At 73.1% G+C, this 20,975-nt stretch carries 15 protein-coding genes; 12 read left to right on the forward strand and 3 right to left on the reverse strand.

Annotation, left to right across the window (positions count from 1 at the left end):
* Positions 1-758 precede the first annotated feature (758 nt).
* Both POL72_RS25775 and POL72_RS25780 read left to right on the forward strand, forming a co-directional pair.
* Positions 759-2,876 carry a hypothetical protein gene (locus tag POL72_RS25775; RefSeq protein ID WP_272098218.1) on the forward strand — a complete coding sequence of 706 codons (2,118 nt, stop codon included), beginning with the start codon at positions 759-761 and terminating at the stop codon, positions 2,874-2,876.
* A 283-nt stretch (positions 2,877-3,159) separates the two neighbouring features.
* Positions 3,160-4,866 (forward strand): serine/threonine protein kinase, encoded by a 1,707-nt coding sequence (locus tag POL72_RS25780; protein WP_272098219.1) that lies wholly within the window; start codon positions 3,160-3,162, stop codon positions 4,864-4,866.
* A gap of 39 nt (positions 4,867-4,905) precedes the next feature.
* Here the strand turns inward: POL72_RS25780 and mutH are convergent, their stop codons facing one another.
* Positions 4,906-5,589: a DNA mismatch repair endonuclease MutH gene (gene mutH, locus POL72_RS25785; RefSeq protein WP_272098220.1), complete on the reverse strand. Its 684-nt coding sequence runs from the start codon at positions 5,587-5,589 to the stop codon at positions 4,906-4,908.
* Positions 5,590-5,807: 218 nt separating this feature from the next.
* The gene (locus tag POL72_RS50995) at positions 5,808-8,627 is read right to left on the reverse strand and encodes a serine/threonine-protein kinase (protein WP_272098221.1); all 2,820 of its coding nucleotides are present in this window, start codon (positions 8,625-8,627) and stop codon (positions 5,808-5,810) included.
* Here POL72_RS50995 and POL72_RS25795 point away from each other — a divergent pair.
* Positions 8,616-9,035, forward strand: a complete 420-nt coding sequence (locus tag POL72_RS25795; protein WP_272098222.1) for a hypothetical protein — start codon at positions 8,616-8,618, stop codon at positions 9,033-9,035. The genes POL72_RS50995 and POL72_RS25795 overlap by 12 nt on opposite strands.
* Before the next feature lie 808 nt (positions 9,036-9,843).
* The gene (locus POL72_RS25800; RefSeq protein ID WP_272098223.1) at positions 9,844-11,043 is read left to right on the forward strand and encodes an aminotransferase class V-fold PLP-dependent enzyme; all 1,200 of its coding nucleotides are present in this window, start codon (positions 9,844-9,846) and stop codon (positions 11,041-11,043) included.
* A 28-nt stretch (positions 11,044-11,071) separates the two neighbouring features.
* On the opposite strand, the gene POL72_RS25805 is transcribed toward POL72_RS25800, so the two are convergent.
* Positions 11,072-12,016, reverse strand: coding sequence for a metallophosphoesterase (locus POL72_RS25805; protein ID WP_272098224.1), 945 nt, complete (start codon positions 12,014-12,016; stop codon positions 11,072-11,074).
* Positions 12,017-12,106: 90 nt separating this feature from the next.
* On the opposite strand from POL72_RS25805, the gene POL72_RS25810 reads away from it, so the two are divergent.
* The 8 genes from POL72_RS25810 (at position 12,107) to POL72_RS25845 (ending at position 20,974) form a co-directional block, all read left to right on the forward strand.
* Complete coding sequence (locus POL72_RS25810) at positions 12,107-13,855, forward strand: phosphoenolpyruvate carboxykinase (GTP) (protein WP_272098225.1); 1,749 nt, start codon at positions 12,107-12,109, stop codon at positions 13,853-13,855.
* 319 nt (positions 13,856-14,174) lie between these two features.
* Complete coding sequence (locus POL72_RS25815; RefSeq protein WP_272098226.1) at positions 14,175-14,732, forward strand: GbsR/MarR family transcriptional regulator; 558 nt, start codon at positions 14,175-14,177, stop codon at positions 14,730-14,732.
* 91 nt (positions 14,733-14,823) lie between these two features.
* Positions 14,824-15,900 (forward strand): polyprenyl synthetase family protein, encoded by a 1,077-nt coding sequence (locus POL72_RS25820; protein ID WP_272098227.1) that lies wholly within the window; start codon positions 14,824-14,826, stop codon positions 15,898-15,900.
* 71 nt (positions 15,901-15,971) lie between these two features.
* Positions 15,972-17,246 (forward strand): hydroxymethylglutaryl-CoA reductase, degradative, encoded by a 1,275-nt coding sequence (locus POL72_RS25825; RefSeq protein ID WP_272098228.1) that lies wholly within the window; start codon positions 15,972-15,974, stop codon positions 17,244-17,246.
* Positions 17,243-17,974 (forward strand): bifunctional demethylmenaquinone methyltransferase/2-methoxy-6-polyprenyl-1,4-benzoquinol methylase UbiE, encoded by a 732-nt coding sequence (ubiE, locus tag POL72_RS25830; protein WP_272098229.1) that lies wholly within the window; start codon positions 17,243-17,245, stop codon positions 17,972-17,974. Before POL72_RS25825 ends, ubiE begins: the two co-directional genes overlap by 4 nt.
* A gap of 33 nt (positions 17,975-18,007) precedes the next feature.
* The gene (menD, locus tag POL72_RS25835; protein WP_272098230.1) at positions 18,008-19,852 is read left to right on the forward strand and encodes a 2-succinyl-5-enolpyruvyl-6-hydroxy-3-cyclohexene-1-carboxylic-acid synthase; all 1,845 of its coding nucleotides are present in this window, start codon (positions 18,008-18,010) and stop codon (positions 19,850-19,852) included.
* Between the two features lie 49 nt (positions 19,853-19,901).
* A complete protein-coding gene (locus tag POL72_RS51320) occupies positions 19,902-20,042 on the forward strand; it encodes a hypothetical protein (protein ID WP_272098231.1) in 141 nt (46 codons plus the stop codon).
* Entirely contained in the window at positions 20,039-20,974 is a 936-nt protein-coding gene (locus POL72_RS25845) for a 1,4-dihydroxy-2-naphthoate polyprenyltransferase (RefSeq protein ID WP_272098232.1), read from the forward strand. The genes POL72_RS51320 and POL72_RS25845 overlap by 4 nt, the downstream gene beginning before the upstream one ends.
* Position 20,975 lies beyond the last annotated feature (1 nt).

A 20,975-nucleotide genomic window follows, 5' to 3' on the forward strand; every position in this document is an offset into this window, starting at 1 on the left:
TGACGAGGACGACAGGCGCGCCGCATCGGGACGCCGCGAGCGTGGCGCGCGACGGAATTCATGCGACGGGGCCAGCCACGCCGAGGCGGAATCGCGCGGCGGACGCCGAGCGGCCGACGTCGCGGACGTCGCCAACGTCGAGCGAGCGGCAAATCGTGTCGAGCGCCGCGTGAGGCGAACGCGCGCGCGGCGCATCACGGCACCGCGAGCGTGGTCCCGCGGCCGCATGCGATTGCGTACGAGCGCGTGTGATTGCGTACGGTTGCGTGCGGTTTCGTGCGGCCGCGGTACACGGGACGAGCGCTCGAGATACGGGCTGAGATGCCTGAGATGAATCGGGCGAACAGCGGGTGACCATGCGACGAACGTGCGAGGAACGTGCGAGGACGACGCGAACCACAGCGGGGTGAACCGACGAACAACAGACGTGAACCGACGTGAACCGACGTGAACCGAGGTGAACCGAGGTGAACCGGCGAAGAACAAACGAAGAACCGACGAAAAGGAGGCGCCGCGAGGCCAGCGAGCGAAATTGCGATCGGAGAAAATTGTGATCGACGGAGGAAAGTGCTCGATTTCTTGAAGCTGGACGAGCATCCTGGTGTACGGTAGGAGGCTGACTATTCCGCTGGTTAACGTGGGTCATCGGATATCCGGGAGATCAAGTCGAGCGCATGACCACAACCAACGGACGACAGTCGGGGCGGGGGCATCCTGCAGATGAGGAGCAAGGTCGGGTGACACGCGAATCGGGAGGCATGGCGAGCAGTGATGAGGCTGAGCTCGACGAGTCGCCGAGGCGGCTCGACGCCATCCTCCGCGCCCTCCCAGAGTCGGAGCTCAAGGGCCTCATCACACGCATGGGGATCCGCATCGACGCCGCGAAGCGCATCGACGCGCCTTCTCAGGCGGCGCGGGCGCTGGTCGGCCTCCCCGACGTGCGCGACCCGTCGCGGCTCCCGACCGCCAGCCGCGAGCTGCTCCATCGCATCGCCGAGGCGGGCGGCGTGCTCGTCGTCCCGTCGCTCCCGGCCGGGCTCGAGCCGCTCATCGCCCGTGGCGTCGTCTACGCGCGCAAGACCGACGAGGGCATCGAGCTCGTGCTCCCGGCCGCGTTCCTCGTCCAGCTGAAGAGCTGGGAGAGCGAGGACCCCCGGGCGATCCGGGCGCTGCTCGCGCAGGCGCCCTTCGAGACGATGAGCGCGATCGCGACGCACTACCTCGGCCGCCCGGCCACGCCGCCCATCGCGCTGTCCCTCGAGAACGCGTGGGAGACGCTGAGCGATCCGGACCGGCTCCGCGAGGAGATCGATCGCCTCGCGCCCGTCGAGCGCCGCCTGCTCGAGTCCATCGAGGCCGTCGGCGGCGAGGTGGACACGCAGGAGCTGCTCGATCTGGAGCGGGAGCCGATGCGCCTGCGCAGCGCGAGCGGGGTGACCGCGAGCCGCCGCGGCGCGGGCTTCGCGCTCGAGCGCCGCGCCTTCCTCATCCCGATCCATCCGAACCGGCACGTCGTGCCGACCGAGGTAGCGGCGATCGTCGGCGCGGATCGCCGCCGGATGCGCGAGAAGCGGCGCGAGCAGATCCGGTCGTTCGTCCTGGAGGAGGATCACGCCCCGCGGCGCGCCCGCTTCGCCTCGGATCCCGGGATGCTCGCGCTGGCGCTCGCGTACTGCGTGCGCGAGCCCGGCAGCGACGTGCGCCCCGGCGTCGGGACGCCGCGGTCGCTGCTCGTCCGGCTCGCGCAGCGCTTCGGGCGGGACGTCGATGGCGTCGCGCTCGTCGCCGCGCTGTCGCGCGCCGTCGGGCTCTGGGACGCTTCGGCGGCGTCGCCCGCGACGCCGCCCGGCTCGCTCCTGGTGCAGGAGCTGACGCCGCTCCTGTTCACGACGTGGCGCCGCGGCGGCGCGTGGGATGAGGCGCGCGCCGAGCGGGAGGTGCTCCGGGTCGCGTCGGACAACCGCGACGCGAGCCCCATCGGCGCGCTCCGCGAGATGGTGCTCGACGCGCTGCACGACCTCGGCGAGGGCCGCTGGGTCCCCTGGCAGTCGCTGCAAGGCTACCTGGCGGCGGACGAGCGCATCGCGGGGGTCGAGCGGCTGGTCCGTCGCTGGGCCGAGCGCGCCTCGGTCGAGGCGCCGGAGGTCCCCGACATCACGCGCCGGATCGCGCTGGAGTCGCTGCCGGCGCTCGGGATCATCGATCTCGGCGGGGCCGAGGACGTGGCGAGCGCGGAGCTGGCCCTCCGGCTGACGCCGCGCGGGCGGGCGCTCCTCGCGGGCTCCGCGCCGAGCTCGGACAACAGCAAGAGCAAGTTCGTCGAGGCGCACGCGCTGCGCGTCGGCCCGAGCGCCAGGGTCGCTGCCGTGCTCGGGCTCTCAGCGTTCGCCGAGATCGGCCGCGTCGGCGATCATGTCGATCTCCTGCTCACGCCGCCGTCGATCGCGCGCGCGCTGTCGGTGGGCCTCGACAGCGACGCCCTGCGCTCTCGCATCGAGGCGGTCGCGCCGCTGCCGGACACCATCTCGCGCATGCTCATCCAGGCGAGCGTCGTCATCGGCAAGGCGAGCTTCGTCGGCGCCTCCGGCTTCCTCTGGATCGAGGATCCCGAGATCCGCGAGCTGCTCCGCACGCGACGGCCGGCGGCCGAGATGTTCGTCGATCCGTCGCCCCCCTCGGGGTTGCTGATCGAGGCGGGTGTCGATCTGGAGCGGCTCATCCGGCGCTGCCGCGCCCTAGGCGTCGAGATCGAGGCCGATCTCGGCAACCTCAAGGCGACGCGGCAAACCCCGGCGCACGGCACCGAGGGACCGCACCGGACCTCCTCGACGGCGAACATGCGTCGCTCCCGGACCCCGCCAGCGCGCACCCGCTGAGCTCGCTGTCAACTGGCATTGCGGGGCCACGAGCGCAGGCCGACCGCTGAGCCGAACCTGAAGGAACGGCCGGGCGGTCGTCGGCGCCTCACCGACGGACCGTGGAGGCGCTTCGTCCGCGGTGTGGCGGTGCGTGAGGAGCGCAGGCTGGCCCTGGGTTGCGCTCGCTTCCGCCTGTTCCACGCGCGCGTCCCACCTGGGAGTCGTTTTTTCGCAGCTCTTTGCATTCCTGCGGCGTGAGGGGAATCGCTTCGGAGAAGCGCGACGTGTATACCTTAGCTCGATGGCGCCCTCCTCTGGTGAGCCGGACTCGACCGAAGGAGAAGTCTCGGTCGGCCCGGAGACGGCTGCGTTTCCGCTCGGCCCGGGGGAACCGAAGGCTGACAACGTCTACACGATTGCGCCTGGCACCGTCATTGCGCGCAAGTACCGCGTCGAGCGCACGATCGGCCGTGGAGGCATGGGACTCGTGGTCGAGGCGCTGCACCTCGATCTCGATACGCGTGTCGCCATCAAGTTCCTGCTCCCAGAGTTCATGTCGTACACCGAGGCGTCGGAGCGGTTCATGCGCGAGGCGCGCACGGTCGCCAAGCTGCAGACGCACCACGTCGTGCGCGTGCTCGACGTGGCCGCCCTGGAGAGCGGCGAGCCGTACATGGTGATGGAGCTGCTCGACGGCGTGGACCTCGCGGGCCACGCCGCCGAGTCGGGCACGCTCGCGATCGGCGAGTGCATCGATCACATCGTCCAGGCGTGCGACGCGCTCGCGGAGGCGCACGCGCTCGGCATCGTCCACCGCGATCTGAAGCCGGCGAACCTGTTCCTGACGAAGCGCCCGGACGGCGCCCCGCACATCAAGGTGCTCGACTTCGGCGTCTCGAAGATCCTCACCGGCGACACGGGCAACGTCTCGCTCACGCAGACGACCACGATCCTCGGGTCCGCGCTGTACATGTCCCCCGAGCAGATGCGCTCCTCGAAGAGCGTCGATCCTCGCACCGACATCTACGCGCTCGGCGTGTGTCTCTTCGAGATCATCGGCGGCAGGCCGCCGTACGTCGCCGATAGCTTCCCCGAGCTGTGCGCGAAGATCTACACGTCGCCGCCCGAGGCGCTCCAGGATCTCCGCCCCGAGGTGCCGGAGGGCCTCGTCGAGGTGATCGAGAAGTCGATCGCGCGCGAGCCGGAGGATCGCTTCCAGTCGATCGCGGAGTTCGTTCAGGCGCTCGCGCCCTACGCCGCGCCGGGCACGCGCACGACCATCGGCGGGATCCTTCGCCAGCACGCCGTGGAGCTCGACCTGCCTCCGCCGGCGTCGCGGGCGGCCATGACGCGGACGTCGCGCGCGTCGCGCACGAGCAGCGGGCCGTCGGTGAGCGACAGGGGCGCGCGCACGGGCAGCTCTACGCCCCCGGTGGAGGACGAAGTCCCGCGCCGCGGGCGCACGATGCTCTACGTGGCGGTCGGGGCTGTCGCCGTCCTCGTGGGCGCGTGGGGCGCGCTCCAGTTCCAGCGCAGCCGCTTCGCTGTGGGAGGGAGCGAGGCGACCGCTCCGGCGGAAGCGCCTTCGTCTGCCGACACCGCGGCTCCCGGCGCGCCGACGGCGACGGCGCCTCAGGCGCCGGACACGGCCGCCGCGAGCCCGACGGTCGCTGTCCCCGCGGGCACCGCAGCGACGGCTGACGCAGGCGCGAGCGAGGCGGACGCAGGCCCATCGGATGCGGGCGTCAGCCCGACCGGGACAGCGGCGGATGCGGGGAGCGAGCCGTCCGCAGCGGGTACGACGGCGCCGAGCGCCAGCGCGGGCAAGCCGCCGCGCGCCGGCGCTGGAGGGCGAGGGCGCACGCGCCCAGCGGAAGCCGGGGGGGCTGCCGTGGACGAGCCGGCGCCGCCGCGCACCGTCACGCCGACCGTGAACGACGATCTCTCGCTGGAGACGTGCACCGCCACGATGCCGGACGGCTCCAAGAAGGTCGTCCCCTGCAAGTGACGCGCGCAGCGGCGCCCGTTCGCGAAAGGGGCTCGCCGGTCACGCCGGGATCGCGGCCGGATCGCTCAGGATCGCGCCGGTGAAGCTGGGGCGCAGGTAGAAGCCGCGCGGCAGCGCGGCGATCATCTCCCCGTCGCGTCCGAACGCGAGCGTCCGCGAGCGCCCGCTCGCGGCCTTCGGCCGCACCTGGAGCCAGCGCCCGGCGTGCGCGGTGAGCGCCTCGACGGCGCCGATGCCGATGAGCCCCATCAGGTCTTCGAAATCGGCGCGCAGGACGCGCTCCTGCGCGTCCGTCGGCCGCCAGAGCCGCGGGACGCCCAGCCGTCGCTCCTCGCTCGGCCGGCCAGGAGAGGCGATGATCGGGACCCACAGCACACAGGCGAGCTTCGCGCGAGCGCGCGACGTCTCCCACTCCGCACGATCGGCGTCCGAGAGGGAGATCGAGCAGACGAACGTCGACTCCTGCGGCGCCCCGGCCACGTCGACAGGGATCGTCTTGAGCTCGATCCCGAGGTGGGGAAAATCGGGCCTCGATGTCGAGCCGGCCGTCGCGCCTAGCGCGCGCTCGAGGAGCGCGCCGGCGGCTCCCTTCGTGCGCACGCCGCCTCGGGGCACGGCGCAACCGAGCGCGCGTGCCAGATCGGCGAGCGTCAGGCCGGCGAGCGCGGCCGCCCGGCACCGGAGCTCGGCTTCGTCGCGCGGCGGTTTCAGCGCAGGGATCAACGACGCCGCCCTTAGAGCATCGCGGGGCGCGACTCCAGCGCTCAGCCGCGATCGAGAAAGGTTGGCCGCCGGGGTGCGCCGGTACGTCGATGGGAATCGAGCAGCGCTGACCCGGGGGCCATGGCGGCCTGATACGCGGCCCCCCCGAACGCGCCGCCGAGAAACAACCTACTGCTTAAAACCTTCTTTGGGCCGACAGGATTCAGAGGAAAAACGCATCAGGAATTTCCTGTATGGACTTTCCGGGGCCCACCAGCGTTGGGCCTGGCAGCCCGCTCGTCGTCGAGCGGCCATCTCAGGTCAGCGAGCTGACCGGTGATCCGCAGCAGCATCTCTCTCAGAGAGGAGGCGTTCGCGCGGTCGTTCGGGTTGTGTCGTAAACAGGCATACATGAACGCCGCGATGTCGGCGGTCCTCGGATCGTCGGCGATGCGCTTGATCGGCGCAGGGAGCCCATCGTGCGTGACGTGCGCCGTGATGAGCGCGACCTCGGTGGGCGCGTCGAACAGCGTCTTGCCGGTGAGGATCTCGTAGGCGAGGCAGCCGAAGCTGTAGATGTCGGCGGTGAGCGGGGTCGGCGTGACCCCGGCGGGGACGACGCCCCAGATCTCCGGGGCGCCGTAGCAGCCGGTGGCGCAGCCGGGGCGGATGTGGCGGCCCGCGAGGCCGAAATCGACGAGCACGGGCTCGCGTCCCCCGCGAAGGATCACGTTGGTCGGCTTGATGTCGAGGTGCCCGACGCCGACGGCGTGCATGGCTTCCAGCCCGGCGAGGATGCCGTCGAGCAGCGCCACCGCGCTCCGGGAGGTCAGGCCTCGAGCGTCGAGCAGCTTGTCGCAGCGGATGCCCTCGATGAGCTCCATCACGAGGATCGGCTTGGGGCGTGCGCCCGCGTCGAACGTGACGAAGCGGGCGATGTTCGGGTGATCGGGCAGCGAGAGCAGCGCGCCCGCCTCCTCGCGGAACAGGCGGAGGAAGTCGGCTTCCGAGACGCTCCTGGCCGCCGTGTGATCGTACTCCGGCACCTTGAGGGCGAAGCGCTCCGCCGATGGATCGTGGCGCTCCTCGGTGCGGGTGACGACGAACACCGTCCCCAGGGATCCGCCGCCGAGCTGGCGGTGCACGTAGAAGCCGCCTAGCGTGCGCCGGCTCGGCAGCCACGCGGGCAGCGGCTGCTCGGGCAGGGAGACCCCGCTCGGCGCGCTCGGCCGCCGGACCGGGAGCAGCAGGACGCGCGGCGCGACGAGGGCGACCACATCGGCGAGCGCGCTCGGGATGCTCGCGCGCGCGGCCGAGACGAGCGCCTCGATCGGCGCGGCGACGCTCGGCTCCGCGTCGCCTTCGTCCTGCAGCGCGACCTCGATGGCGAGGCGCAGCGGCTCGGTCGCGCCGGAGGGCGCGGAGGCCGGGTGCTCCCCGCAGCGCCGGCGCGCGCCCGCGGTCAGCTGCGCGAGGCGCGTCAAGGCCTCCTCCAGGGCGGCGAGCGGCGAAGCGTCCACGTCGCCGTCGCCCGCGCCGGTCAGCGCGCTGAGCGCGCGGGCCGCGTTCAGCGCGCCGAGCGCGCGCGAGAGGCGGGCGAGCGCGCCCCGCACGATCTCCGTGCGCTGCGACGCGCCCGCAGGGAGCGCCGTGACGAGCGCCTCGAGGGCGGCGAGGCGCTCGAGCGCCACGCGCGCGCGCTCGGCCTCGGCGAGCTCCGCGTCGAGGCCGCCTTGTCGGGTCGACCGGCGCGACGCCGGGGCGTCGCCCTCCGTCGCGCGCGCGCCGCCCTCGCGCCCGCCGCGCGCGAACCGCGCGTAGGCGCGCAGCAGCTGGGCGACGTCCGGGTGCATGCTCGCCTGGCCGAGCACGTCGAGGTCGTCGGGGTCGCCGCCGCGCATCGCCGCGTGCAAGAAGATGTCGGCCGCGTCGGCGGCGCCTTCGCGCACGAGCGCGTCGAGGCCGCGGGCGACCGAGGCGGCGATGGCGCGGCGGAGCGACGAGCCGCGCTCGGCGCGCAGCCGGTCGAGCAGCACGCTGATGGCGCCCGTCCAGCGTGCGAGCACCCGCGCCTTGAGCTCGGGCTCGCTGCCGAAATCGGTGCTCTCTCCGTCGATCAGGTGGATGAGCGCGCGCAGGTTGCGCTGGTGCACGGTGACGTGCAGGGGCGGCGAGGCGCTCGCCCGGGCGGCGGGCCCCTCGGCGCGGAGCAGCCAGCGAGCGAGCCGCTCGTCGAGATCGTCCAGGGAGGCGACCCCGGTCGCGTCCTCGCTCGGCCGCCGGTTCAGGAGCAGGAGGCTCTTCAGCAGGCCGGAGCCGAGCAGCTCGGCGTCGAGCTCGCGCACGAGCCCCAGCGCGGCCCTGCGCGCCGCGGTGCTCTGCGCGTCGTCGTGCTCGCAGAGCTCGATCTCCTCGAGCGCGCCCACCACCTCGGTCGCCAGGGCGTAGGCCTCGAGCGCGCGGCCGTGTGCGTCGCGCGGACCGGTCTCGACGAACGCCGCGACGGCGCCGTCGAGCGCGCCGCGCAGCAGCGCCACCCCGGCGCTGTCCATCGAGAGGTCGCGGTGGATGACGCGCGCGAGCGCCGCGAGCCCGTCGTCGCGGACGTGCGCGCTGGGCGGGGCCTCGAGCGCGTCCTCGAGCGCGCGGGCGCAGCGCGCCGCGGCGCGGGCGCCGAACGGCTCGCCGCGGCTCATCACGCCGCGGAGCTCGCGCCGGAGCTCGACGATCGCCTCGGCGGTCGCCATCGGGGAGGTGCGCGCGATCTCGTCGAGCAGCGCGTCGGCGGCCTCGGGCTCCGCGTCGGCCGCGACGGGGAGCCCCCAGGCCATCGCCGTGGCGATGCCCGGATCTGCGGCGAGCAGCGGGCTCCGGAGCAGCTCGATCGCGCGTCCGAGCGCGCCGTCCGGATCCACGGCGATGCTCGCGGCCAGCGACGCCGCGCCGCGCCGCCACTCGGTGGGGGAGAGATCCGGGGCGAGCAGCGCGCGCACCTCCTCGTCGAAGTCGGGCAGCACCCCGGCGAGCAGGCCGCGCGCCGCGGCCACGTGGCGCCACACGAGCGGCTCGCGATCGGCGAGGAGCGTCTGCCAGGCGAGCGCGATCCCGTCGGCGTTGCGGTCGAGGTCGCGCCGCCGCCCGTCGCCGACGTTGCGGAACAGCCGGAGCGGGAGGTCGTCGCCCTGCGTGGCCCGGCGGGTCGCCTCGCGGGCGGCGCGCTCGAGCAGGCGCGCGGCGAGGCGTCGCTCCGGGAGCGAGCCGGTCGATGGCGCGGCGATCCAGTCGCGCGACAGCTCGCGCCGCGAGGCGAGCAGGAGCGCGAGCGTTCGACCGGGATGTCGGTGCCGGCGGGGAGCCAGAGCGAGAGCATCACGCGGGCGCGGATCCCTGCCCCGGACAGGCCGCGGGCCGAGCCGGCCGCCATGCGCGTCGCGAGGGCGACGAACGTCGCTGCGTTGCCGGCATAGAGCTGTCCCAGGACGCGCCTGCCCAGCTCGCGCCGCTCGGGCCCGAGCGGGAGCGCCCCGGCGATCTCGTAGAGCGCCACGCTCGCCGCGGCCGGCGCGAGCCAGCTCAGATCGTCGAGCAGCCCGTCGGCCATGGCGGTCTGGACGCTCCGGAGCAGGCCATCCGGGCTGAGGGAGTCGAGCGGGGTCGATCCATCGAGCGCGTCGACCAGGGCCAGCGAGGCGATCGTCTGCCGGAAGAGCGCGCGGCGGACGTTCGGGTCGTCGTGGGACGTGAGGTCGACGAGCCCTTCGAGGTATTCCGCGCGCGGTCGCATCGGCAGGTTGCGCAGTCTAGCGCGCCGACGCGCCGGCCCCCCTCCCACGCCGCGGCAATCCTCGCCCGCCATGGAACCTCCCACCTCGATCCGGAGCGCGCGCCGCTCCACATGGCTCCGAGACAGCTACCTCCCCCTACGATGATCGGACCGGCCCGAGGCGCGCCCCCGCCGCGCGTTTCGCCTCCTCGCCCAGGCGAGCACGTCGTGGCACGGCGAGGAGCCGGCGCGCCGACGCTCGATCTCGCGCAGAAGCGCGTCCCCTCGCGTCCGGCCGCCTGGGCCGTCGGCGCGCGCGTGGGGCAGCGGCAGATGGCAGAGCGCTCCGGGCCGCTCTACGCGTTGAGGACGCAATCCACGCATCCTGCGCAAGGCACCGCACCGCACGGACCGGCTGGGTGGAAGTGAGCAGCGAAGTGAGTTAAGCGGCAGCGCTACGGGGCCTCGTCGCCCAGCGTGTCCGCCGGCGACGCCTCGACTGAAGAGCTGGAATGCAAGGAGACGTGGAACAGGGCTTCTCTCTCGATCTCGACGCGTTCCGCGCGGCGTACTCGCGCTTCCTCGCGCCGGCCGGGGACGCGGCGCCGCGCATCCTGCTCACGGGGCACTCGCACCAGGCCTGGCCTGATGTGGCGCGCGACGCGCTCGCCGCATGCTTCGACGACGCCGCGCGGCTCGTCGACGGCAAGTGGGACGCCGCGGTGTTGCCCAGGCTCTCGGCGGTCGGCGCGGCGATCCTGGAGCGGATGGGCTTCGAGCGCGGCGACGCCATCGCCTTCGGTCAGAACACCCACGAGCTCGTCTACCGGCTGATCTCGTCGCTTCCGCGGCGCGAGCGGCTCCGGATCGTCACCACGCAGGGCGAGTTCCACTCGCTCAGGCGCCAGCTCGCCCGCCTCGCCGAGGACGGCGTCGAGATCGACTGGGTGGCCGTCGAGCCGCGCCACGCGCTCGCCGACCGGCTGCTCGCGGCGCTCCGGCCGGGCACCTCGATGCTCGCGATCTCGGCTGTGCTCTTCGAGAGCGCGACGGTGGTGCCGCGGCTCGGCGAGATCGTCGCGCGCGCGGCCGAGATCGGCGCCGTCCCGCTCGTGGACGCCTACCACGCGTTCAACGTCGTCCCGCTCGCGTGGGGCAGCGCCGCGCCTCATGTCTTCGCGGTCGCGGGGGGCTACAAGTACGCGGCGATGGGCGAGGGGATCTGCTGGATGCGCGTCCCGCACGGCTGCGAGCTGCGCCCGGTCTTCACCGGCTGGTTCGCCGACTTCGGCTCGCTCGCGGGAAGCAGCGGGGGCGTCGCGTACGCGCCCGGGGGCGCGCGGTTCGCGGGCTCCACGTTCGACCCCTCCGCGGTCTACCGCGCCGCCGCTGTGATCGCGCACTGGGATCGCTTCGGCCTCACCGTGCCGCGGCTGCGCGCGATATCGCTCCGGCAGACCGGGCGCATCCTCGGCGTCCTCGACGCCGCGGGCCGCGGCGGCGACGTCGTCTCGCCTCGCGAGCCCGAGCGCCGGGGCGGCTTCGTCGCCGTCCGCTCAGCGCGGGCGGGCGACGTCGTGGAGCGCCTCCGCGCCCGGCGCGTGCTCGTCGACGCCCGACGTGACGTGCTGCGCATCGGCCCCGCGCCATACCTCACCGACGCCGAGATCGACCAGGGCGCCGCGGCCCTCGTCGAGGAGCTCGGTCGCTAGCGTCCTGGCGACGTTCTCGTCGGGACGCTCAGGGTTCGCTGTGGACGCGCGGCGCGTCGGGGTACAGCGACCGGAGCCCGCGCCAGGCGACGTCGGCCGCGCTCTCCGCGGGCTCGGCGAGATCCCATTCCAGGTAGAGCTTGTCGCCGTCGTAGCAACCGAAGCTCGTCGACAGGCAAAGCAGCGGCTCGCGCTCGGTGGCATACCCCTCGCGCGCGACGTCGTGCCCGTAGATCGCCACGCGAGCGCCCGGGTCGATCGCGCGGAGGAAGGCATAGGCGCGGTCGCTCGACGTGCTCCGCGCCCAGAGCAGCGCGCCGAGCGTCCCGTGCAGGCTCATCTCCGAGAGCGGTACGTCGAGGAACCCGTCGAGCGGGAGCCGATCGAGATCTTGCCGGCTCTGGATGCGGGCGTGCGGCGCCGCATGCAGCATGACCAGCCGGGCCGCGCGCGCGGCCGCCACGAACGGCCACCCGCGGAACCAGCTCCGCATCGCCAGCGTGTCCTCCGGGCCGAGGAGGTCTTCCAGCCGCAGCGCCTCGTCCGGGAAGAATTTGGCCACCACCGGACCTCCCACGTGCGCGTGCTCGTGGTTGCCGAGCAGGTAGTGAACCCTGCCGGGGTGGCGTTCCGCGAGACTCCTCGCCTTTTTCAACAAGGTCACGGAATCGCCCCGGTAGAACGAGCCCAGGTAGTCGGGCCATTCACCTTCGTCGAGCTCGGGCCCGTGGACCAGGTCGCCCGTGATCACGAGGACCGCGCCGTCACGGCCGGTCGCCGCCCGCTCGAAGATCTCGGCGATTCGCTCGAAATCCGCGACATTGCCCTGTAAATCGGTGGCGACGATGAGTCTGCCCCGATCAGGGAGGTCGACGACACGCTGCACGTCTCCAGCATAGCCGAACGTCCCTGCGTTCGCCTCGCGTGAACTGAGCCCATCCGACACGTGAACGCCGGCCGGCTGCCACGCCATGCCCTCTGCCAGAACATCCAGATTTGACGAAATACTACAATAGTACTGTGACTTGGCGGAGGTTCTCGCTCGGGCTAGGCTCGCAGTCGTATGCAAAACCGGAAACTTTCAGCGTGGGTGGACGAGGTCGCCCATCAGACGCGGCCTGATCGGGTCGTCTTCTGTGACGGCTCCGAGGCGGAGAACCGAACGCTGATCCAGGGGATGCTGAGCGACGGTACGCTCCTCGCGCTCGACGGGGAGAGATACCCCAACTGCTATCTTCACCGGAGCGACCCGACCGACGTCGCCCGGACTGAGCACCTCACGTTCATCTGCACTCGCGACAAGGAAGACGCGGGCCCGACGAACAACTGGATGTCGCCGGACGAGGCCTCGCAGCGGGTCGGACGGCTGTTTGACGGGGCGATGAAGGGGCGGACGATGTTCGTCGTCCCGTACCTGATGGGCCCAGTGGGATCGCCCTCGTCGAAGGTCGGAATCGAGATCACCGACAGCCCTTATGTCGTGGCGAGCATGCGGATCATGACCCGTATGGGCCGGGTCGCGCTCGATGCGCTGGGCAGCTCCGAGGACTTCTGCAGGGGGCTGCACTCGCTCGGGGACCTGAGCCCCGAGCGCCGCTTCGTCTGCCATTTCCCGGCGGAGCGGCTCATCTGGAGCGTCGGCTCCGGGTATGGGGGCAACGCGCTGCTCGGGAAGAAGTGTTTCGCGCTGCGCATCGCGAGCACGATGGCGCGCGACGAAGGGTGGCTCGCGGAGCACATGCTCATCCTCGGCCTGGAGGACCCGGGAGGGCGGGTGACGTACGTCTGCGCGGCGTTCCCGAGCGCCTGCGGGAAGACGAACCTCGCCATGCTCGTGCCGCCGGCGTCCCAGAAGGGGTGGAAGGTGTGGACGGTCGGCGACGACATCGCCTGGCTGCGGATCGGCCGGGATGGCCGGCTCTGGGCGATCAACCCCGAGGCCGGCTTCTTCGGCGTGGCGCCGGGGACGAGCTCGAAGACGAACCCGAACGCCCTGGCGACGCTGGCCAGGAACTCGATCTTCACGAACGTGGCGCTCACGCCGGAGGGGACGCCGTGGTGGGAGGGCTTCGACGGTCCGGCGCCGCCGGTGCTCACCGACTGGAGGGGACGCCGATGGACGCCCGACAGCAAGGAGCCCGCGGCGCATCCCAACAGCCGGTTCACCGCGCCGGCCCGCCAGTGCCCGTCCATCTCGACGGAGTTCGAGGCCGCAGCGGGCGTGCCCATCTCGGCCATCGTCTTCGGCGGACGGCGCGCGCGCCTCGCGCCGCTCGTCTGCGAGGCGCGCGGCTGGGCTCACGGCGTCTATCTGGGCGCGACGATGGCCTCGGAGACGACCGCGGCGGCCACCGGGAAGGTCGGGGTCGTCCGCCGGGACCCGATGGCGATGCGCCCCTTCTGCGGATACAACATGGGCGATTACTTCCGGCACTGGATCGAGCTCGGCGAGAACCACGCAGCGTTCCCGAAGATCTTCCACGTGAACTGGTTCCGGCAGGGCGAGGCGGGCGCGCTCCTCTGGCCAGGCTTCGGCGAGAACCTCCGTGTCCTCCGCTGGATCGTCGCGCGCGTGCGCGGGGAGGCGAAGGGACGCGACACGGCGGTCGGGATCATGCCCGCGGACGGCGAGCTCGACACGAGCGGCCTCGGCGTGAACGACGAGACGATGCGCGAGCTCTTCGCGATCGATCGCGACGCGTGGCTGGAGGAGGCGCGCGATCGCGAGGCGTTCCTGGAGTCGTTCGGCGCGCGCATGCCCGAGGCGCTGCTCCGGCAGAACCGGGATCTCATGGCCCGGATGCGCGCGTGAGCTAGCGCGGTCGAGAGCGGTTCACACGCGGTTTACGCCTGATTCACGCCTGATTCACGCCACGCACCGCCGCGAGGCCCGGAACGGCCCCGGTCGAAGGCTCGCGGCGGCGACGCGCGAGCCCTGCCCAGGAGCATCCCGGCGCTCGAGCTCGACGCCAGGCCGTGCGGGCGCGCGGCCCAGGAAGAGTGACGCGCGCGCCCGCGCCGGCCCAGGAACCGACCTGCCCGTCCGCGCTGCGTGGCGAGAACGGTCGGGAATGTCTTGACGCCGGCGCAAGTAGGCCCACACAGTTCTTTCAAAGAATTCTGAAACTTTCATGAGCCACGCAAGCGACATCCATCGCCAGGCGGAGCTGCTCGCGGCGGACGCGATCGGCGACGTGATCGAGCACTGGGGCTTCCGCCGGGTGCTCGGGCGGATCTGGACCGTCCTGTTCATCGAGGGCGGAGCCCTCGCCGCCGCCGAGATCGGCGAGCGGCTGCAGGTTTCCTCCGGCGCAATGAGTATGTCGCTGACAGAATTGCAAAGGTGGGGTGTAGTACGAAGAGTATGGAAACCGGGAGAGCGGAAGGAGTTCTTCGAGGCCGAGACGGACTTCTGGAAGATGATTTCCAAAGTGTTCGCCGAGCGCGAGCGGCTGATCGCCGACTCCGTGAGGGAGCGCCTCGAGCGGGCTTCGGCGCTGCTGGAAGGCCTGCCTCCGACCGAAGCCGCCCGGTTCAGCCTCGATCGGGTGGAGCGGCTCCTCTCGTTCGTGATCGTCGCGCAAGCGGCGCTCGACGGGTTCATCAAGAGCAGGACCGTGGATTTCTCGCGGTTCGGGGATCTGGTCCGGTTCCCCATCCGCGCCGTGCGTTCCCGGCGAGGCGCCTAGCGGGACCGTGATTTCGGAGAGCTCGACCGTCACGGGGGGCCCCGCGCGGTGCGGGGCGCAGCGTGCGCTCGTGCTTCCAGGTGGAGATGGGATGACTGCGACTACAACGTTTACTGGGACGGTCCAGCGGAGCGATGTCGTCTCGAGCCTCGGAGGCATGTGCGCTGGGCGAGGGCTCGACGCGCTCGCCGCGCGCCTCGCGGAGCTGAGGCGCCTGCTCGACGGGGACCTCGTCGACATCGAGGGCGAGATCGCGAAGGTCGGGCTGGACGGCGAGACGCCGGCGCACCGGAGCGCACGGCACCTGCTCGGCCTGAACGGCAAGCGGCTGCGGCCCATCTGCGTCGCGCTGGCCTCCCACATCGGGAGCGGCTTCAACGACGCCGCGCGGACGTTCGCGGTAGCGGTCGAGCTGGTCCACAACGCGACGCTGCTGCACGACGACGTCGTCGACCTCGGCGATCGCCGGCGAGGCGCGGACGCGGCGCGGGTCATCTACGGCAACGCCGCCTCGATCTTCGGCGGCGACTACCTCCTGCTCGACGCGCTCTCCAAGATCCAGGCGGTCGGCATGACCGACGTGCTCGAGCGGGTGCTCCTCGTGATCAAGGAGATGGTCGTCGCCGAGGCGCTCCAGCTCGCGTCGCGGGGCCGCGTGCGCACGAGCACGGGCGAGTACTTCCAGATCGTCGACGGCAAGACGGCGTCGCTGTTCCGCTGGGCGATGTTCGCAGGGGCGCGCGCGGGCGGCGTGAGCGAGCCGCTCTGCAAGGCGCTCGAGAGCTTCGGGACGAGCCTCGGGGTCGCGTTCCAGCTCGTCGACGATGTCCTCGACTTCGCGGGCGACCCGGAGGCGACCGGCAAGGCGCTGCTCACGGACCTGCGCGAGGGCAAGATGACGTACCCGCTGCTCCTCGCGATGGAGCGCGACCGCGAGCTCACGCCCGCCCTCGAGGCGCACTGCGCGTCCGAGGACACGGCCGTCGAGCCGGAGCTCGGCCGGCGCATCGCGCAGATCATGGTCGAGGAGCGCGTCGTGGACGACTGCCTCGAGCTCGCGTCCCGGCTCTGCGGGGACGCGGTGCGGAGCATCGAGCCGCTCCCGGAGAGCCCGGCGAAGGCGGCGCTGGAGGGGGTCGCGATGTCGACGCCCCGGCGGAGGCGGTGAGCGGCGATGACGAACCCCTTGATGCAGTGCGCGGAGCGCGCGCTTCTCTCGCGAGCGCGCGGAGACACCCGATGAGCCAACACGTGTCCAGCCGGATCAGCGGCTTCTACAAGCGGTGCCTCGAGGAGCGGCTCAGCGCGATCCAGGCGCTCGGCCTGCTCGACGACGAGGCGCTCGCGCACCTCGCCAGCGGGGGAGGGCTGCCGACGGCGGTGGCCGATCGGATGTGCGAGAACGTCATCGCGACGCACGCGCTCCCGCTCGGCCTGGCGCTGAACTTCCGCGTGAACCAGCGCGACGTGCTGGTGCCGATGGCGGTGGAGGAGCCGAGCGTCATCGCCGCAGCGTCGAACGCGGCGCGCATGGTCCGGCGGTCGGGCGGCTTCTCGGGCGAGGCGGACCCGCCGATCATGACCGCCCAGGTCCAGCTCGACGACGTGCCGGACGCGGAGGCGGCCGCGGGCCGGCTGGAGGCGGCCCGCGCGAGCCTGCTCGCGGCCGGGGACGCGGCCATCCCCAGGATGGTGGCGCGCGGCGGCGGCTGCCGCGATCTCGAGGTGCGCGTCCTCTCGGCGGAGCTCGGCGTGCTCGTCGTGCACCTCTACGTCGAGGTCGGCGACGCCATGGGAGCGAACCTCGTCGACACCGTGGCGGAGGCGGTGGCGCCGCTCGTGCAGCGCATCGCCGGCGGGACGCTGGGCCTGCGGATCCTCTCCAACCTGACCGTCCGCCGCCTCGTCCGGGTGACGGCCACCGTGACGGACGACGCGCTCGGGGGCGCGGACGTGGCGAGCGGCATCGCGCGGGCGAGCCGCTTCGCGGAGCTCGATCCGTACCGGGCGACGACCCACAACAAGGGCTTCATGAACGGGCTCGACGCGGCCGCGGTGGCGCTCGGGCAGGACTTCCGCGCCATCGAGGCGGGCGCGCACGCGTACGCGTCGCTCGGCGGCCGGTACCGGCCGCTCAGCACGTGGGAGCGCATCCCCGACGGGCTCGTGGGGCGCGCGGAGCTGCCGCTCGCCGTCGGCACGGTGGGCGGCGCGACCGAGGTGCACGCCGGCGTGCGCGCCGCGCTGCAGCTCGTGGGCGCGAAGAGCGCGCGCGAGCTCGCGGTGGTGCTGGCGTCCGTCGGGCTGGCGTCCAACCTGGCGGCGCTGCGCGCGCTCGCGAGCGAGGGCATCCAGCGAGGCCACATGCGGCTCCACGAGCGGAAGCGCGCGCTCGGCGTCACGTCCACAGCGGGCGGGGAGGCCGCCGGGCCGGCGTCCGGCGACGGCAAGCGGTTCGCCGCAGAGCGAGCCGAGGCGCCGCGCGCGGCGCACCAGGCGGGAGGCGGAACATGAGCGACGCGAGCCAGGATCAGGCGCCGCGCGGCGGGCGCCGCTTCGGCACGGGCGAGATGTTCGACGGCATCGCCGAGCGGTACGATCTCCTGAACCGGGTCATCTCGCTGGGGCTCGATCAGGGCTGGCGGCGGCGCGCGGTGCGCTCGCTCGAGCTCTCGCCCGGCGCGACGGTGCTCGACCTGGCGACGGGCACCGCCGATCTCGCGATCGCGATCGCGCGGGAGCACGACGTGCGGGTCATCGGCGTCGATCCGTCGCAGGGGATGCTGGGCGTCGGCCGCCGGAAGGTAGAGGCCGCGGGGCTCGCCGGGCGGATCGATCTCGAGGTCGGCGACGCGCAGCAGCTCGGGCTCGGCGACGCGAGCGTCGACGCCATCTCGATGGCGTTCGGGATCCGCAACGTCCCGGATCGCGCGCGAGCGCTCCGCGAGATGGCGCGCGTCACGCGGCCCGGGGGGCGCATCGCGATCCTCGAGCTCAGCGAGCCGCGCAGCGGGCTCATGGGCAAGCTCGCGCGCTTCCACATCCACACGGTCGTGCCGTACGTGGGCGGCGCGATCTCGGGCAAGGACGAGTACCGGTACCTGCAGGACTCGATCGCGAGGTTCCCGCCGCCGGACGAGTTCGCGGAGCTGATGCGCGGCGCGGGGCTGCGCGTGCTCCGCGTGGAGCCGCTCACGATGGGCGTCGTGTGCCTCTTCGTCGCGACGCCCGAGGGGGCCTGACGTGCGCGCGAGAGAGGGCCTCGGGGGGCGGTGATGGGCGGGTCGAACCTCCACTCTGCCTGGGCGCAGCTGTTCGTCCGCGCGCTCGCGCAGGCCGGGGTGCGCGACGTGGTCCTCTGCCCCGGCTCGCGCTCCACGCCGCTCGCGATCGCGGCGATGGAGAGCGAGGAGGTGCGCTGCCAGAGCGTCGTCGACGAGCGCGCCGCCGCGTTCTTCGCGCTCGGGCAGGCGCGCGTCACCGGCCGGCCCAGCGTCTTCGTCTGCACCTCGGGCACCGCCGGCGCGCACGCGCTCCCGGCGATCATCGAGGCGCACCAGAGCTTCACCCCGTTCATCGCGATCACGGCCGACCGCCCGTGGGAGCTCGCCGACGCCGCGGCCTCGCAGACCATCGATCAGACCAAGCTCTTCGGCGACCATGTCCGTCACTTCGCCGAGCTCGGGCTGCCGGATCCGTCGCCCCTCGCGATGCGCGCGGCGGCGCGCATCGCGGCCCAGGCGGTCGCGCGCGCGCTCTCGCCGACGCCGGGCCCGGTCCACATCAACGCGCGCTTCCGCAAGCCGCTCGAGCCGGTCGACGCGGCCGGGCCCGAGCCATGGCAGGCGGAGTGGGAGGCGCTGATGCGCCGCGGCGGCACGCGGGTCGTGTCGGCCCGCGCCGGGGTCGATGGGCGCGCGATCGAGGAGATCGCCGCGCGCTGCGCGCGCGCGGAGCGGGGGCTCATCGTGTGCGGCCCCGCCCAGAGCCGAGAGGACGACGCGCGCGCGCGCCGCGCGGTGCTCGCGCTCTCGCGCGCGACGGGCTTCCCTGTGCTCGCCGAGGGCACGAGCCAGATCTGCTTCGGCGGCCTCGCCGAGGGCGTCGTGATGCCGGCGTCGTTCGATTCGTTCCTCCGCGCGCCCGAGTTCCGCGCGGCGAACGCGCCCGACCTCATCCTCGAGCTCGGCGCCCCGCCGACATCGGCCGGGTACGCGACCTACATCGCCGAGCACGCGAGCGCCCGCCGCGTCGTCGTGTCCTCGCACGGCTGGAACGACCCGACGAGCGCCGCGGCCGCCCTCGTCATGGGCGAGCCCGTGGAGGTGTGCGAGGCGCTCGCGGCGCGCCTCGCCGGGGCGGCGCTGAGCCTGGGGCGCGGGCGGCGGGACTGGGCCGCGACGTTCGCGCGCGCCGGCGAGATCGCGGCGGCGCACGCCGCGCGCGCTTGCGCCGGGGACGAGCTGACGGAGGGCGCCGTCGCCCGGATGGTGGCCAGCGCGTGCCCGGCAGGCTCGCTGCTCGCGATCGGCAACAGCATGCCGGTGCGCGACCTCGATACGTACTGCCCGCCATCGGCGCGCGCGCTGCGCGTGCTGCACCAGCGCGGGGCGAGCGGGATCGACGGCCTGGTGTCGGGGGCGGCCGGCGCCCGCGTGGCCGCCGCCGCGCCGGTCACGTTGATGCTCGGCGATCTCAGCCTGCTGCACGATCTGACCGGGCTGCTCCTCGCGGCGAAGGCGGCGGGCGACGGCCGAGCGCCGCTCGTCATCGTGGTGGTCCAGAACGACGGCGGCCGCATCTTCGAGCACCTCCCCATCGCCAGGCGCGGCGCCGAGCTGCTCGAGCGGTGCTTCACCATGCCGCAGCACCTCGATTTCGCGCCCGCGGCGGCGATGTTCGGGCTCGGCTACGAGCGCGCCGGGACCGCCGGAGATCTCGCCCGCGCGCTCGCCGCTGCATACCAGCGGATGGGCGCGACGCTGATCGAGGCGGTGGTGCCGCCCCACGACGGCGCCGCCCGCGTGGCGCGGCTCTGGTCCGACGTCCGCCGCGACGTCGCGGCCCTGGTCAGCGCGCCGGCCGCGGAGGGGGCGGCGGCCGATCTGCAGTCTCCATGAGCGGCGCGCGCGCCGAGAACCCCGAGCTTGCCGAGAGGGATCCACGATCATGAACCAGGTCAACGCGAACACGAGTCCCGCACCCGACGTCGTCGCGCGCGGCGCGTCCGGCGGCGACGCCGCGCAGCGCGGGAGCGCTCGCGCCGCCGCGGGAGCGCGCGGGCTCCGCGAGCCGGGGAGGGGATCGTGAGCGCCGCGGCGGCTCCTCAGGCGGCGGGCGCGGCGGCCGCGGGGGGCGTGCGCCCCGGCTCTCTCCGGGCGTGGCTCCTCGCGTCCCGGCCGGCGACGCTCACCGCGGCGCTCGCGCCGGTGATGGTCGGGACGGCCGTCGCCTACGCTCTCGGCGGGATGCGGCTCGGCCCGGCGCTCTCGGCGCTCGCGGGCGCGATGCTCATCCAGATCGCGACGAACTTCGCGAACGACGTCTTCGATCACGAGAAGGGGGCCGACACGCACGAGCGGCTCGGCCCCACGCGCGCCGTGCAGGCGGGGCTGCTGACCGCGCGCCAGGTGCGCGCCGGGCTGCTCGTCACGATCGCGCTCACGCTGCCGTTCGGGGTGTACCTGGCGTTCGTGGGCGGGTGGCCCATCGTGGCGATCGGCGTCGTCTCGATCCTCGCTGGCGTCGCGTACACCGGCGGGCCGTACCCGCTCGGCTATCACGGCCTCGGCGACCTCTTCGTGTTCGTGTTCTTCGGTCTCGTCGCCGTCTGCGGTACGGCGTTCGTCCAGCTCGGCTCGGTGCCGCCGCTCGCGTGGGCGGCGGCCGTGCCGATCGGCGCCATCGCCACCGCCGTGCTCGTCGTGAACAACGTCCGCGATCGCGAGACGGACGTCGTCGCCGGCAAGCGCACGCTCGCCGTCCGGCTCGGGCGCCGCGCGGGCGTCATCGAATACGCGATGCTCTTCGCCGTCGCCTACGCGGTGCCGGTCGCGCTCGCGGTCGGCGAGGGCCGGCGGTGGACGCTCCTCGTGTTCGCGACGTTCCCTCGCGCGGTGCGCCTGCTCCGGGTGCTGGCGACGACCGACGGCCGGCCGCTCAACGAGTGCCTCGCCGGGACGGCGAAGCTGCTGCTCGCCTACGCGCTGCTCTTCTCGCTCGGCCTCGCGGCGCAGCTGTAGG

The organism is Sorangium aterium (genome assembly GCF_028368935.1).
In the GTDB taxonomy this organism is placed as follows: Bacteria; Myxococcota_A; Polyangia; order Polyangiales; family Polyangiaceae; genus Sorangium; species Sorangium atrum.

Coding starts and splice junctions, on each gene's coding strand:
- POL72_RS25775 (WP_272098218.1), top strand. CDS start 759: ATGGCGAGCAGTGATGAGGCTGAGCTCGACGAGTCGCCGAGGCGGCTC.
- POL72_RS25780 (WP_272098219.1), top strand. CDS start 3,160: ATGGCGCCCTCCTCTGGTGAGCCGGACTCGACCGAAGGAGAAGTCTCG.
- POL72_RS25800 (WP_272098223.1), top strand. CDS start 9,844: ATGCAAGGAGACGTGGAACAGGGCTTCTCTCTCGATCTCGACGCGTTC.
- POL72_RS25805 (WP_272098224.1), bottom strand. CDS start 12,016: ATGGCGTGGCAGCCGGCCGGCGTTCACGTGTCGGATGGGCTCAGTTCA.
- POL72_RS25810 (WP_272098225.1), top strand. CDS start 12,107: ATGCAAAACCGGAAACTTTCAGCGTGGGTGGACGAGGTCGCCCATCAG.
- POL72_RS25815 (WP_272098226.1), top strand. CDS start 14,175: ATGAGCCACGCAAGCGACATCCATCGCCAGGCGGAGCTGCTCGCGGCG.
- POL72_RS25820 (WP_272098227.1), top strand. CDS start 14,824: ATGACTGCGACTACAACGTTTACTGGGACGGTCCAGCGGAGCGATGTC.
- POL72_RS25825 (WP_272098228.1), top strand. CDS start 15,972: ATGAGCCAACACGTGTCCAGCCGGATCAGCGGCTTCTACAAGCGGTGC.
- ubiE (WP_272098229.1), top strand. CDS start 17,243: ATGAGCGACGCGAGCCAGGATCAGGCGCCGCGCGGCGGGCGCCGCTTC.
- menD (WP_272098230.1), top strand. CDS start 18,008: ATGGGCGGGTCGAACCTCCACTCTGCCTGGGCGCAGCTGTTCGTCCGC.
- POL72_RS51320 (WP_272098231.1), top strand. CDS start 19,902: ATGAACCAGGTCAACGCGAACACGAGTCCCGCACCCGACGTCGTCGCG.